The sequence below is a fragment of the Billgrantia ethanolica genome (assembly GCF_021404305.1).
Lineage (GTDB): Bacteria > Pseudomonadota > Gammaproteobacteria > Pseudomonadales > Halomonadaceae > Halomonas > Halomonas ethanolica.
Genome location: NZ_JABFTX010000001.1, coordinates 20,398 through 33,751, shown reverse-complemented (window position 1 = coordinate 33,751; position 13,354 = coordinate 20,398). Strand labels below are relative to the sequence as shown.

At 63.3% G+C, this 13,354-nt stretch carries 15 protein-coding genes; 5 read left to right on the top strand and 10 right to left on the bottom strand.

Annotated elements, in window-relative coordinates:
- Nucleotides 1-274 precede the first annotated feature (274 nt).
- Nucleotides 275-742, top strand: coding sequence for an Lrp/AsnC family transcriptional regulator (locus HOP53_RS00180; protein WP_234267975.1), 468 nt, complete (start codon nt 275-277; stop codon nt 740-742).
- Nucleotides 743-793: 51 nt separating this feature from the next.
- Complete coding sequence (locus HOP53_RS00175; protein WP_234267974.1) at nt 794-1,720, top strand: complex I NDUFA9 subunit family protein; 927 nt, start codon at nt 794-796, stop codon at nt 1,718-1,720.
- On the opposite strand, the gene HOP53_RS00170 is transcribed toward HOP53_RS00175, so the two are convergent.
- The 6 genes from HOP53_RS00170 to HOP53_RS00145 form a co-directional block, all read right to left on the bottom strand.
- Nucleotides 1,690-2,373, bottom strand: a complete 684-nt coding sequence (locus HOP53_RS00170) for a phosphate signaling complex PhoU family protein (RefSeq protein ID WP_234267973.1) — start codon at nt 2,371-2,373, stop codon at nt 1,690-1,692. The genes HOP53_RS00175 and HOP53_RS00170 overlap by 31 nt on opposite strands.
- Nucleotides 2,374-2,398: 25 nt before the next feature.
- Nucleotides 2,399-3,607: a Na/Pi cotransporter family protein gene (locus HOP53_RS00165; protein WP_234267970.1), complete on the bottom strand. Its 1,209-nt coding sequence runs from the start codon at nt 3,605-3,607 to the stop codon at nt 2,399-2,401.
- A 107-nt stretch (nt 3,608-3,714) separates the two neighbouring features.
- On the bottom strand, nt 3,715-4,152 hold the full coding sequence (locus HOP53_RS00160; protein ID WP_234267966.1) for a nucleoside deaminase: 438 nt from the start codon (nt 4,150-4,152) through the stop codon (nt 3,715-3,717).
- Between the two features lie 136 nt (nt 4,153-4,288).
- Nucleotides 4,289-4,831, bottom strand: coding sequence for a hypothetical protein (locus tag HOP53_RS00155; RefSeq protein ID WP_234267965.1), 543 nt, complete (start codon nt 4,829-4,831; stop codon nt 4,289-4,291).
- A gap of 142 nt (nt 4,832-4,973) precedes the next feature.
- Nucleotides 4,974-5,867 (bottom strand): ribose-phosphate diphosphokinase, encoded by an 894-nt coding sequence (locus tag HOP53_RS00150; protein ID WP_234267963.1) that lies wholly within the window; start codon nt 5,865-5,867, stop codon nt 4,974-4,976.
- A complete protein-coding gene (locus HOP53_RS00145; protein WP_234267961.1) occupies nt 5,867-7,402 on the bottom strand; it encodes a thymidine phosphorylase family protein in 1,536 nt (511 codons plus the stop codon). The genes HOP53_RS00150 and HOP53_RS00145 overlap by 1 nt, the downstream gene beginning before the upstream one ends.
- 245 nt (nt 7,403-7,647) lie before the next feature.
- Here HOP53_RS00145 and HOP53_RS00140 point away from each other — a divergent pair, with 245 nt between their 5' ends.
- Together HOP53_RS00140 and HOP53_RS00135 are read left to right on the top strand one after the other, a co-directional pair.
- Nucleotides 7,648-8,586 (top strand): 2-dehydropantoate 2-reductase, encoded by a 939-nt coding sequence (locus tag HOP53_RS00140; protein ID WP_234267960.1) that lies wholly within the window; start codon nt 7,648-7,650, stop codon nt 8,584-8,586.
- A gap of 99 nt (nt 8,587-8,685) precedes the next feature.
- The gene (locus HOP53_RS00135) at nt 8,686-9,453 is read left to right on the top strand and encodes a class I SAM-dependent methyltransferase (protein ID WP_234267957.1); all 768 of its coding nucleotides are present in this window, start codon (nt 8,686-8,688) and stop codon (nt 9,451-9,453) included.
- 78 nt (nt 9,454-9,531) lie between these two features.
- Here HOP53_RS00135 and thpD read toward each other — a convergent pair whose 3' ends face one another.
- Together thpD and HOP53_RS00125 are read right to left on the bottom strand one after the other, a co-directional pair.
- Nucleotides 9,532-10,443: an ectoine hydroxylase gene (thpD, locus tag HOP53_RS00130; RefSeq protein ID WP_234267953.1), complete on the bottom strand. Its 912-nt coding sequence runs from the start codon at nt 10,441-10,443 to the stop codon at nt 9,532-9,534.
- Between the two features lie 277 nt (nt 10,444-10,720).
- Nucleotides 10,721-11,197 carry a YbhB/YbcL family Raf kinase inhibitor-like protein gene (locus HOP53_RS00125; RefSeq protein ID WP_234267951.1) on the bottom strand — a complete coding sequence of 159 codons (477 nt, stop codon included), beginning with the start codon at nt 11,195-11,197 and terminating at the stop codon, nt 10,721-10,723.
- 75 nt (nt 11,198-11,272) lie between these two features.
- On the opposite strand from HOP53_RS00125, the gene HOP53_RS00120 reads away from it, so the two are divergent.
- The gene (locus HOP53_RS00120; RefSeq protein WP_234267947.1) at nt 11,273-11,734 is read left to right on the top strand and encodes a flavodoxin family protein; all 462 of its coding nucleotides are present in this window, start codon (nt 11,273-11,275) and stop codon (nt 11,732-11,734) included.
- An 84-nt stretch (nt 11,735-11,818) separates the two neighbouring features.
- On the opposite strand, the gene HOP53_RS00115 is transcribed toward HOP53_RS00120, so the two are convergent.
- Both HOP53_RS00115 and fadA read right to left on the bottom strand, forming a co-directional pair.
- Nucleotides 11,819-12,007 carry a CCGSCS motif protein gene (locus tag HOP53_RS00115; protein ID WP_234267945.1) on the bottom strand — a complete coding sequence of 63 codons (189 nt, stop codon included), beginning with the start codon at nt 12,005-12,007 and terminating at the stop codon, nt 11,819-11,821.
- 143 nt (nt 12,008-12,150) lie between these two features.
- Complete coding sequence (gene fadA, locus HOP53_RS00110) at nt 12,151-13,329, bottom strand: acetyl-CoA C-acyltransferase FadA (protein WP_191224425.1); 1,179 nt, start codon at nt 13,327-13,329, stop codon at nt 12,151-12,153.
- Between the last annotated feature and the right edge of the window lie 25 nt (nt 13,330-13,354).

The window sequence follows — 13,354 nt, the reverse complement described above, 5'->3', positions numbered from 1 at the left end:
TTCGACTGAGCACGGATTAACTCAACTGAGACTACCGACTATGACTCATGAAGTGTATGCAAGATGAGAGTATGTCACCCTCATCGCCCTCAACGCTTTGCCCTTTTGTTCCCACCTCATCCCCGCCTCAGGCTCTTTCGCATGACGCAAACCCCCAGTTGCGTCTCGTATTTGTCTGGAAACTGGCGAGCGCGGGCCGCATTCGCCAGACTTGCAATAATGGTTAGCGGTATCGGCCAAGGAACCACTAAACGCCACATTGACGAGGCACCCCATGCGTAACCTCAAAATCGACCGCATTGACCGCATGCTGCTTGAAGCCCTGCAGCAGGACGCCCGTCTGACCACTGCCGAACTGGCAGAGTTCGTGAACCTCTCCCCTTCTCCGTGCGCTCGCCGCATCCGCAGGCTAGAGCAGGCAGGACTGATCACGCGCTATCGCGCCGAGCTGGACAAGACACTCCTCGACCTGGCGGTGACCAGTTTCGTCCAGGTACGCCTCGACCAGCACCAGCGGGAACAGGTCGAGCACTTCGAACACGCCGTTGGTGCCATGCCGGAAGTGATTCAGTGCCATAGCGTTTCCGGCCACTTCGACTACCTGCTCCAGGTCATCACCACCGATATCGACACTTTCGAGCACTGGCTGAGACAGTTCCGTCAGCTGACGGCGGTCAGCGCCGTGGACAGCAACTTCTCGATCCGTACGATCAAGGAGAACGGCGCCCTACCTATCCAGTGAGGCTTGCCTCAGCAAGACGGTTCAGGCGCTAAACGATGAGATGGAGAAGACATGACAAAGGCCCCGATCACCGTATTCGGCGGGACCGGCTTTCTGGGCACTCGGATCGTTCGTGAATTGGTCGAAGCCGGGCACTCCGTGCGTATCGCGGCTCGTCACCCGACGCTGCCTGACTGGGCCGAGTCGGGCGATCCGCTGGAGCCGCTGGAAACCGATGTTCGCAGCGAAGCCGATGTCGGCCGGGCGCTCGAGGGCGCCAGCGGCGCGGTCAATGCCGTGAGCCTCTATGTGGAGAGCGCCGGACTGAGCTTCGACGACATTCATGTCGAGGGGGCCGGCCGCATGGCGCGCCTGGCCCGGGTGTCTGGCGTGGAGACGTTCATCCAGCTTTCCGGCATCGGCGCAAGCCCGACGTCGCGCTCACGCTATGTCAGCGCACGGGGACGCGGGGAAGCGAAGGTGGTCGAAGAGTACCCCAAGGCGGTGATCGTGCGCCCCAGCGTGATGTTCGGCGCCGGCGACGCCTTCATCACGCGCCTGGCGGGCTTGACGCGACTGCCGGTGATACCGCTGTTCGGGCACGGCCAGACCCGCCTGCAACCGGTGCACGTGGTGGACGTTGCCCGTGCCATCGCCAAGCTGCTGGGCGCCAATCCTCCCGAGCGCCGCCTGTTCGAGCTGGGCGGCCCGGACGTGCTGCCCTATCGCGACGCGGTGAACCTGCTGCAGGCACAGCTGGAGCGCGAGCGCCCGTTGCTTACCATACCCTTCCCGCTATGGCACCTGGCCGCCCTGCTGGCAGCGCCGCTACCCGGCTCGCCGCTGACCCGCGACCAGGTCTTCATGATGAGTGAAGACAATACGGTCGGCGAAGGCGTTGGCACCTTCGCCGACCTGGATATCCTGCCGCGCTCGCTGCGTGACAGCCTGCCCGCCTGCCTGTCGAATCAAGCCTCGGATTCGTCCTCGTCGGAGTAGAAATCGAGATCTTCGAGGCGACCGAGAGCCGCGGTGGCAATATTGGCCAGATGAGCCGCCACGCGCTTGTAGTGACGCGCCAGCAGCGAGTAGGCCACGGCCTCGTGAAACTCCACCCGGTCCTCATCACGGAACAGCTCCTCGATCAATCGGTCGCAGTGCGGGCGCACCTCGCGAGCCAGCGCCAGGGCCTTACGCGCACTGGATTCGTCGGATTGCTGCGCCGACTTGATGACCATGCCGAACATCTCCGCCACCTGAGCAGCGATGCGGTCCAGCGGCTCCTGGTACTTGGTGACGTGGAAGCCTTCGCGGTAGAAGTGGCCGACCTCGAAGACGTTCTTGCAGTAGTCGCCGATCCGTTCGGCGTCCTTGGCCACGCTCATCAAGGCCAGGCAGATCGCCACGTCGTGGCCCGGGTTGACCGTCAGGTGACGCAACACCTTGCGCCGTATGGAGCGCTCGAGTTCATTGATGCTGCGGTCGCGCTCATAGAGCGGCTGGCGCACTTCATCGGCGGGCGCCGTGCTGTGCAGTACCTCGTTGGCCCGATCGAACATCCAGGCGCCGTCGCGCAGCATCTGGGTGAGATCCTCAAAGGCGAGATTGATGGTGTTTTCTGAGGTCAAGGCGCTGAATAGCTGACGAAACATCGAGGAAACTCCTGAAATACCGCGCTCAGCGCAGGCTCGTGAACAGTTCGACGGCACCGATTCCCAGCAGGGGGATCACCAGGAACACGCCAATCAGAAAAATGAAGGCATAGCGGGTCTGGCGAGCCGCCAGCTTGCCGTACCAGGTGGCCACCTTGAGCGGAATATAGCGCAGCGGCCACCAGATGGCGGTACCGGTCAGGTTGAACATGACATGGAACAGCGCCACGGTCATGGCCGCCGCCACCGGATTGGCGGTAGCCGCCAGCACGCTGGTCACGGTCGTGCCCAGGTTGGCCCCCATCATGAACGGCAGTACCCGACGCAGCCGCACCACGCCAGCGCCGGCGAGGGGCACCATCAGGCTGCTGGTGATGGTGCTCGACTGCACCAGTACGGTGGAGACCAGGCCAACGCCATAAGCGCGCAGGTCGCTGCGGAAGAAATAGGTACGGAACAGCCCGTCCATGTGCCGCAGTAGTGCACCGCGCAGGTTTTGCACCATGAAGATCAGGGCAACGAACATCAGCAGCAGCCCCAGCCCGGCCACTAGCAGCCCCTGAGCGGCCAGCGTGGGTGTCAGCCAGCCGCCGATCATATTGAACAGATCCACGACCGGCTGGGTGATCAACTTGATCGGACTGTTGGGTCGTGCCACCTCGTCGAGGCCGATCAGGTCGGCCAGCCAGCCCGCCAGCCGGGAGAAGATGCCTCGCCCCGCCTCGTGGAACAGGCCACTGACGAACTCCAGCGGGAACACCACCAGCACGGTCAGAATATTGAAGAAGTCGTGCATTAACGCCGCGGTGAAGGAGCGTCGGAAGTTGCGCTTGATGCGCATGTTGGCCAGCGCCACGATCACCCCGGTCACCGCAGTGCCGATGTTGGCGCCCATGATGGCGAAGACCGCGGTGCCGAGGGTCATCTCGCCGCTCGCCACCAGGGTCACGATCAGTGCCGACGTGAACGAGGAACTCTGCACGATCATGGTGACCAGCACGCCGGCCAGCAGCGCGATGAAGGGATTCTCACCGTAGGCGAAGAGCTGGGTCAGGAAATCGCTGGCCCGGCCGAAGGTGCCGAGGCCCGCACCAAGGACGTTCAGGGCCGCCAGGAAGAGATAGAGACATAGGCCAGCATAGATGCCGCGCATCCAGGCCGGCACTTCACGCACCGGCTCACGAGCCAGTGCTGCGCGTTGCGTTCCGCTGGAAGAAGGAGGTGGTTTCGACATGAAAGGGCCACTTACTCTCTGCAGGAAATGTGACGGATGCATGACACCCAGATGACTGCTGGCGAACGGTAACCATCCTGTGTGACAGTTTCATGACAGAGATGCACCTACTCGCCGATGTCCTCGTTCCACAGTTCGGGAGCCGATTCGATGAAGTGCGTCATCAGCTCGATGCACTCTTCGAGCTGCAGCACCTCGACCGCCACACCCCGAGAGCGCAGCAGCTCCTCTTCACCGAGAAACGTCTGGTTTTCGCCGATCACCACGCGCGGGATGCCATACAGCAGAATGGCCCCGCTGCACATGGGGCAGGGCGAAAGCGTCGTATAGAGCGTGCAGTTGCGATAGACCGATGCCGGCAGCCTGCCGGCATTCTCCAGCGCATCCATCTCGCCATGCAGTACCGTGCTGCCCGCCTGCACTCGACGGTTGTGCCCATGTCCAATGATCTCGCCCTGGTGCACCAGCACCGAGCCGATGGGAATGCCACCTTCGGCAAGCCCCTTGCGGGCCTCCTCGATAGCCGCTTGCATGTAATGGTCCATCTGAAACGCTCTCCTTTTGGCAAGGCGTGCCCGGCGTTGCGGTGACCTTAGCAGATGCCGTGAAAGACTGCCCGTCAACACCCATCGGCGCAGGCGGTCTCGGTCACCGATGCCATCCTGGGCTCACGCTGCATCCTCATTGCCAGCGCCAGCCATGCCGCTCCCACCACGCCAGGGCCAGCTCTCGGTTCTCGGCATTGGCGCTCTCACTGAGCGTTTCGCCAAGACGAACGTAGTCCCCGTCGGTTTGCGCCATGAGCTGCGGATCCTGGGTCGCCAGCTGCAGCGCGTAGAGCACCAGCATGAGTTCATACTGGTTGTCTGTGCCGATCAGCGCATACAGCATCGGCACCGCGGGCTCGCCGATCTGCCCCAGCTGCTCCGCGGCGATGTACCACACACGCGGGTGCTCCTCACCGCCATACACGTCGATGAAGCGCCTGTCGGCCAGACGGCTGATGTAGTAGTGGATTTCATCGTCTTGCGAAGCGAAGTGCGGGGGAACCCAAAAGCGGTCTTCCCGCGTGGTACCGCTCATCGCCACGGGCGGCGGCGTGGTGACCTGCTCGACCTGCTCGGAAGCCGGGGCCTCCTGCGGGGCGGGCGACCGAGAAGGGCCGGCACACCCATTCAGGAACAGCAGCAGGATCAGCGCGCCCGTCAGTCTGGAACTTGGCATAGCGTATTCTCTCACTGGATCTGAATTGCTCACTGAGTACGATGGATTGCTCACTGACTATGAGCTGCTGCGTTTTACGCTGTTGTGCGGCCGATGACCAGCCCTCATGCGTCAAACGTCCATGGGCTGGCAAGGGCCGCGCTCAGCCTGCATCGAGTACTTCCCCGAGGGCCACCGCCAGTGCCGGCGCCAGGATCACGGCGTTACTCTGGTGGGGGATGCTGTCGGTACTCCAGACCTCTTCCACCCCGGCCTGACGAATCACGCTCAACGCATCGCCGGCAAACAGGGCATGTGTCACCGCCACGTCCACACCGGCAGCACCGGCGGCCAGCACTCGTCTCGCCGCCTGGGCCAGGGTACGCCCCGAGCTGGCAATGTCATCCAGCAGCACGATCCGTCGACCGGCAAGGGCCAGCTCGGGCAACGCAATCTCGACGTCACGGTCGCCATGGCGCTGCTTGGTACACACACCGTACGTCAGTCCCGTCGCGCGTGCGGCACTTTCCACCCACTGCGCCGACTCTGCGTCGGGCCCCAGCAGCAACGCATCATGGCGCCGTTCGGCGATGGCCTGGGCCAGCGCCGGCGCTGCAGAGAGCGCAACCGCCCAGTGCAGCGGCACCGCCTGCTCGAGGCGTTCGATACGGTGCAGATGCGGGTCGACGGTGATCAGCGCATCGAACAGCTCGGCAATGAAGCCGCCGACCAACCGCTGACTGACCAGCTCGCCGGGGTTGAAGGCGATGTCCTGGCGCATGTAGGCCAGATAGGGGGCGACCAGCACCAGGCGCTTGACGCCTCGCTCACGCGCGTGACGAGCCAGCAGCATGAGTTCGACCAGCTTGTCGTTGGGCCGATCCAGGCTGCGATAGATGACCAGACATTCCGGCAGCTCGATGGCCGGCAGACGCAGGCACAGCTCCTCATCGGGAAAGCGGTGACGTTGCATACGCAGCGCTTCGATGCCGACTGCCGCCGCCAAGCGCTTCGCAGCGTGAGACTCTTCGTCGAAATAGAGCAGGCTCACTTGCATCAGAACTCCACGTTCAGGCGTTGTATCTCGTCAGGTTGGCCGATATCGAAGCCACTGTCGCGCTCACTGCATTGGAGAGCGAAGCCGTGTTCGCTGCGATAGGCCGCATGGACCCGGTAGAGCGGCTGATCCTGCTCGACACGGTCGCCGATCCGGGCCAGCAGATCGACCCCCGCGCCGCTGGCCTTGGGGGCACCGGCCAGGCGTGCGATTCTGGCCAGGCGAAGATTGTCGATAGCGGTGACGACACCCGCCCGGGGCGCCAGTACTTCGAAACGGTGCGGTGCCAGCTCGGGAGCGTCGAGATCGAAGGGCTTCTCGCCCTGGGCCCGAATGATCGCCTGCATCTTCTCCAGGGCACGCCCGGAGTCGAGAATGTCACGCGCAATGCCGAAGCCGTCGCCACCGCGGATGTCGGGGTCGAACTCCAGCATTCGGCCCGCCAGGCGCAGCGATTTCTGACGCAGGTCCATGGGCGCGTCGGGATGGTTGGTGAGGACTCGCATCACGTCGCGGGCTTCCAGCACCGGGCCGATGCCGCGCCCGATCGGCTGGCTGCCGTCGGTGATCACCACGTCGAGCACCAGCCCCATGCGCCCTGCCACGAACTCGAACAGCTTACGCAGCCGACGCGCCTCGGGCATGCTGCGCACCTTGGCATGCGGCCCTACCGGAATATCGAGCAGCAGGTGGGTGGAGCCCGCCGCGATCTTCTTGGACAGAATGGAGGCCACCATCTGTCCCGGCGAATCGATGGAGAGCGGACGCTCCACCGCAATCAGCACGTCATCGGCCGGCGACAGCTCACTGGTGCCGCCCCAGGCCACGCAGCCGCGGTGAGTACGCACCAACTCACCCAGCTCGTCGAACGGGACTTCGACCTTCGCCAGGACCTCCATGGTATCGGCGGTGCCGGATGGCGAAGTGATCGCCCGCGACGAGGTCTTGGGGCACAGCAGGCCGTGTGCCGCCACGATGGGCACCACCAGCATGGAAGTGCGATTGCCCGGTATGCCCCCGATGCAGTGTTTGTCCACCACCGGATGCTCGTGCCAGTCGAGCCGGCGCCCCACCCTGCCCATGGCGTCGCTGAGATAGAAGATCTCCTCGCGATCCAGCTCGCCCAGTTCGCAGGCCACCACGAAGGCCGTCAGTTCGATTTTCGAATAGCGCAGCTCGGCAATGTCCTGCACGATCTCGCGAAAATCCCGTCGCGTCAGGCGCTCGCCGGCGATCTTGCGCCGCAGGGCCGGGATCGAGACGGGTGGCTCCGCCTGGGAAACGCTGACCGGATGCCCCTCCGCCGCCCCAAGCAGCGCGAAGGCATCTTCGGACAGGCCGAGCTGGGTATGGCCGACGATGGCCACGTCATCCACCACGTTCAGCGTGGCCAGTATCCGCTTGCCATTGGCACGAACTTCCACCTTGGAAAGCGCCTGAAACCCCTCGGCGCGGTAAAGGTCGCACTCGCGGTGCAGGTAAGCGACGTTTTCACGATAGGTGTCGATCGCCACGCGACACAGCGCCAGGGGCAATCCCGTTTCTCCGCCAGTCGCGTTTCTGGTCGTATTAGTGGGTCGAGTGTCGCTCATGTGGCGCCCGTCTTCGGCTGGTCGATGTATCAGTCTGCCTTATTTGCTTCAGCCTGTGCAGCGCCACGACGGGCACCCATGATCCAGGGCAAGCTCCGCCGCCACAACCTGGAGATCACCCAATCGCTGCTTTGCCGCTATGCTCCGAGTAACACCATTCGTTACACCTGCAATGGAAAGGAGACAGCATGAAGTTCGCCATCATGGGTAGCGGCGGTGTCGGCGGCTATTTCGGTGCACGCCTGGCCGAAGCCGGCGAGGACGTCACTTTCATTGCTCGCGGTCGACATCTGGCCGCCATGCAGCGCGACGGACTTCACGTGAGCAGCATCAAGGGTGATGTGGTGGTGAAGCCGGTCAAGACCACCGACGATCCAGCCACGCTGGGAGAGGTGGATTGCGTGATCGTGGCCGTCAAGGCGTGGCAGGTGCGCGAGGCGGCGGAAGCCATCCGTCCGCTGGTCGGGCCTGACACCCTGGTCCTGCCACTGGAAAACGGCGTCGAGGCCGCCGACATATTGGCCGAGGTGCTCGGCGAGGCGCCGGTGCTCGAAGGGCTGTGCGGCATCCTGGCCTGGCGCGAAGCACCGGGACACATTCGCCATGCCGGCGTAGATCCCTTCGTGCGCTTCGGCGAGCGCGACAATCACACCAGCGAGCGCACCGCACGTCTCAAGGCGGCATTCGACAAGGCGCATGGCGTCAACGCAGAGATACCAGACGACATCGTCGTCGCGCAATGGAGCAAGTTCCTCTTCATCTGCGCCATGAGCGGCATTGGCAGCCTGTGCCGGGCGCCCATCGGTGTGACGCGGCAGTTGCCCGAAACGCGCGCCCTGATCCAGGGCATGCTGGAGGAGATCCATCAGGTGGCCCATGGCCATGGCGTTGCCTTCCCCGGCGACGCCGTGTCGCGAGCCATGCAGTTCATCGATGCCATGCCGGCAGACAGCACCTCTTCGATGCAGCGCGATATTCTCGCCGGCGAACCCTCCGAACTGGAGTCGCAGAATGGCGCGGTGGTCCGTCTGGGCCGAGCGGTTGGCGTCGAAACACCGATCCATGCCGCCGTCTATGCGGCCCTACTGCCCCAGGAGCTGGCAGCCCGTGGGGAGCTATCCTTGTGACGCACCGTGTCGCCGTGGGCAGAGCATGGCTGCCGGTGCCGAAAGCCTCAGGGTGGCGTAAGATGAGAATGAGGCTCAAGACCAGAGAGGGGGCATACCATGACCGAATCTCCGCATAACGCCCCAGGCCAGCAATGGAACGCGGCCGCCTACATGCACAATGCCGATTTCGTCTCCACCCTGGGCGGCGAGGTGGCGAAACTGCTTGCTCCCCGCCCCGGCGAGCGCATCCTCGACGTGGGCTGCGGCGACGGCTCCCTGACCGAGTCGTTGGTGAAAGCGGGTGCCACCGTGGTCGGCATCGACTCATCCCCCGACATGGTCGCCGCCGCCAAGGCGCGAGGCCTCGACGCTCGTCTCATGGATGCCCACAACCTGCCCTTCGAACATGAATTCGATGCGGTATTCAGCAACGCCGCCCTTCACTGGATGCTCAATCACGAGGCCGTCCTGGCCAGCCTCCACCGTGCGCTGAAACCGAATGGCCGTTTCGTCGCCGAGTTTGGCGGCCATGGCAACGTTGCTGCCATCTGCACCGCCATGCTGGCGGCGCTGCAGGCGCGGGGAATTAGCGGAAGAGCCCGCTTCCCTTGGTTCTTCCCCACCGTCGAGGAGTACACCGATAGCCTGGAAGCGGTAGGTTTCACGGTCGAGAGCATTGAGCTGATTCCACGCCCAACGCGCCTGCCAACGGGCATGACCGGCTGGCTCGACACCTTCGCCGCCCCCTTTCTCCATGGCCTGGATGAATACTTGCGCGAAGCGATACTCAATGACGCCCTGGCCCTGCTGGCACCGAGCCTGCGCGACAGCCATGGCAACTGGACGGCCGATTACGTTCGTCTGCGCGTCAGGGCGCTATGCTGAAGCCATTCGCCCCGCAAGCGGGGCGAATGCCGTAAGTTCACACGAGAATCACACCTGCCGACGTCAGCAGAACGTGGCTCAGCCAACCGGCTCCAGCGGATTCCAGTCGCTACGATTGGCCAGGAACTCGGGGCGCGGGCGGTTGCCGCAGAACGGATTCATCAGCCCGTTCTCGACACTGTTGTAGACGAAGAAGAGATTGCTGCGTGGCCAGCACGACATGTTGATGTTGGAGCCGTGCATGGTGTTGCACTCGAACATCACCAGCGTACCCGCCGAGCCCTTGGGCGCCTCGATATCGCCCTTGAGCATCAGTTCACGCAGGCTGGCATTGTCGGGCACGCCGACATCCTGGCTCTTGAGCGACTCCTTGTAGTTGTCCGTCGGCGTGCGTCCAACGCAAGGCACGAAGTAGCGATGAGAGCCGGGAATCAGCATCAAGGGTCCATTGAACTCACCGTTGTCGGTCAGGATGATCGAGCAGCTCAGCGAGCGCATGCGAGGCATGCCATCCTCGCTGTGCCAGGTCTCGAAGTCTGAGTGCCAATCGAAGCCCTTGCCCTTGAAGCCGGGCTTGTAGTTGATCCTCGACTGGTGAATGTAGATACCCTTGCCTAGCAGTTGCTCGACCATCGCCAGCAGTCGCGGATCCCGCGTCAGGCGACTGAAGCGCTCCGAGACTTCATGAATGCCGAAGATCGAGCGGATCTCCTCACGGCCCGGCTCCAGAATGGTGCCCTCGGAAAGCTTGAGGTCCTCGTCCTGCTCGTACTCACGCAGTTCCTGCATGAAGGCTTCCATCTCTTCGCGTTCGAAAAAGCCCTCGAACGACAGGAACCCCTTCTCTTCATACTCGCGTACCTGCGCCTCGCTGAGAGGCCCAGCGCTACGCTCCGCTTCATCGGTAAATATCACGGGGTCGATACGTTCGAACATTCCCAACTTGCGTTCCAAGCGCGTCGGGAACAGATCCTGAACATCCTTCTTCATCGCATGCTCCTCCTTGATCCAAGCGAAACGCCAGTCATCCGAACTGGTAATGAACCAACCTAGACCCGGAAAGGTTTGCATGCAAAGCGAGTTTGTATCCGCCCATTGCGCAAGGAAAATTGGACGTAAGCGCGCAGCGACTAACAGACGGTGCACTCGAGGCGCCGCTCGCAGCTAGTCACGCAGCTAGAAATGCGGCCAAGCACGGAAACGTCGTCTCCGTGCTGGAACAGCGGTGGACTATTGCCGCCCGCCCACCGCCATGGACGGTGATGAATCAGCCGCGCCGGTAGGTACCGATCAGGCGGTTCATGCCGAGCAGGTGGGGCTCGAGCTGCTTGAGCAACTCACCCAGCCCCAGCCCCTCGGGCAGGTCGGTGGGCTTGTCCAGCGCCAGCACCCAGAAGTAGTAGTGGTGCACACCGTGCCCTTCCGGCGGCATGGGGCCGGCATAACCCACCTTGCCGAAATCGTTCTTGCCACGGGTGCCGTCGCTGCTGCCTTCGCCTAGCGACGTGGTCGAACCCGGCAGGTTGTAGAGCAGCCAGTGCACGAAGCCGTAGCTGCCGTGCTGGACGAGGGGCGCATCGGGATCATGGCAGACGATCGCGTACCCCTTGGTACCCTCGGGAGCATCGCGCCAGCTCAGCGGTGGCGAAACATCGTCGCCCTCGCCGGTATGCTTGGTAGGGATGGCCCCGTGGGCCTCGAAGGCGGAGCTTTCCAGTTGCATGTTCGAAAGAGCAAAGGCCATGTGCGTGTTTCCTCCTGCCTGACGAATACGGAAGGTGCCGAAACAGCGTCGGAAAAAGCCGTTAGACTGTCAAACATGAAACGTCTGCTGATCGTGGCCCACGCGCCATCGCCCAATACCCGTCAACTGCGGGACGCCGCCCAGCGCGGCGCATGCCATCTGGATATCGATAGCATCGAAGTTACCGTCAAGGCCCCGCTCGAGGCCGGCCCGGATGACGTGCTGAACTGCGATGCCATTCTGCTCGGTACCACCGAGAACCTCGGCTACATGAGCGGCGCGCTGAAGGACTTCTTCGACCGCAGCTACTACCCCGTGCTGGAGCAGAAACAGGGCCTGCCCTGCGCACTCTACGTTCGCGCCGGCCATGACGGCACCGGTACACGCCGCGCGGTGGAGAGCATCGTCACCGGGCTACGCTGGCGCTGGGTGCAGGAGCCGCTGATCCTGCGCGGCGAGTGGCAGGACGACTTCATCGCGCAGGTCGAGGAGCTTGGCCTCTACCTGGCGGCAGGACTCGAGGCCGGCGTGCTGTAGCGTATCCGGCTAAGGCTTGGCTTTCTCGTGCAAAAACGGCTATGCCCCAAGGCATAGCCGTTTGACGTGGCTAGCGGTCGTCGTTCAGTTACTGCATGATCCGCAGCAGGTGCCGGGCTGCCCATGCTTGGCCTTCTTGGCGGTATCGGGGGCGGAACTTCCCGAAACGTCTGCACCCGCTGCCGGTGCCGTCTGTGCATCGGGCTCGAAGCCCTGCACGACCTGCATGTCTTGCGCCTTGTCTTTCTTGAACAGATTCTTGAGCCGCTCCACGGGAATCACCTCGCAGCAGTTAAAAGAAGCATACAAAATGAATCTTATTGTTCACGCACCAGAACGTCAACGCAACAAACGCCGACGGCCCCGTCCTTGTGGACGGGGCCGTCGGTCATAGCGGTACTTATTTCATCAGGCGTTTACTTCAGGCGCTCGAAAACGGTCGCCACACCCTGCCCCATGCCGATACACATGGTGGCGAGCCCCAGGGTGGTGTCCTGCTGGCGCATCACGTTGAGCAGCGTGGTGCAGATACGCGACCCGGAGCAGCCCAGCGGGTGGCCCAGGGCGATGGCACCGCCGTTGAGGTTGACCTTCTCGTCCATGGCCTCGAGGAAACCCAGGTCCTTGAGTACCGGGATCGCCTGGGCGGCGAAGGCCTCGTTGAGCTCGACGGTCTGAATGTCCTGGGCAGAGAGACCGGCGGCCTTGAGCGCCTTCTTCGAAGCCGGCACCGGGCCATAGCCCATGATCGAGGCGTCGCAGCCGGCCACGCCGGTGGAGAGCACCCGGGCAATGGGCTCGAGCCCCAGCGCACGGGCACGCTCGTAGCTCATGATCGCCATGGCGGAAGCGCCGACCGAGAGCGCCGAGGAAGTACCGGCCGAGACGGTACCGCCGCGCGGATCGAACACCGGCTTGAGCTTGGCCATATCCTCCAGGCTGGCGTCGATGCGGATGACTTCATCGCGCTTGACCAGCTGGCGGAAGCCACGTTCGTCGTGGCCTTCGACCCCGACGATCTCGTTGTCGAAATAGCCCTTGTCGCTGGCCGCGGCGGCGCGCTGGTGCGAACGCACGCCGAACTTGTCCTGATCCTCTCGGGTGACGCCATGCATCTTGCCCAGCAGCTCGGCGGTCAGGCCCATCATCATGGCGGCCTTGGCGGCGTACTTGCTGGCCGCCGGGTTGACGTCGACCCCGTGAGCCATGGGCACGTGCTCCATATGCTCGACGCCGCCGATGACATAGAAGTCGCCCATACCGGCCTTGATGTTGGCCGCGGCGATGTGCAGCGCGGTCATCGAGGAGCCACACAGACGGTTGACCGTCTGGGCCGGCACCGTGCGCGGAATGCCGGTCATGATCGCCGCATTACGCGCGATGTTCATCGACTGCTCGAGGGTCTGGTTGACGCAGCCCCAGATCACGTCGTCGACTTCGGCCGGGTCGAGGTTGGCATTGCGATCGAACAGTGCCTGCATCACCGCGGCGGAGAGGTTCTCGGCGCGCACGTTGCGGAAGGCGCCGTTCTTGGCCTTGGCCATGGCAGTGCGGACGCCGTCGACCACCACGATGTCTCTCGGATTCAAACTCATTTCAACTTACCTCCTGCTCGTGGTG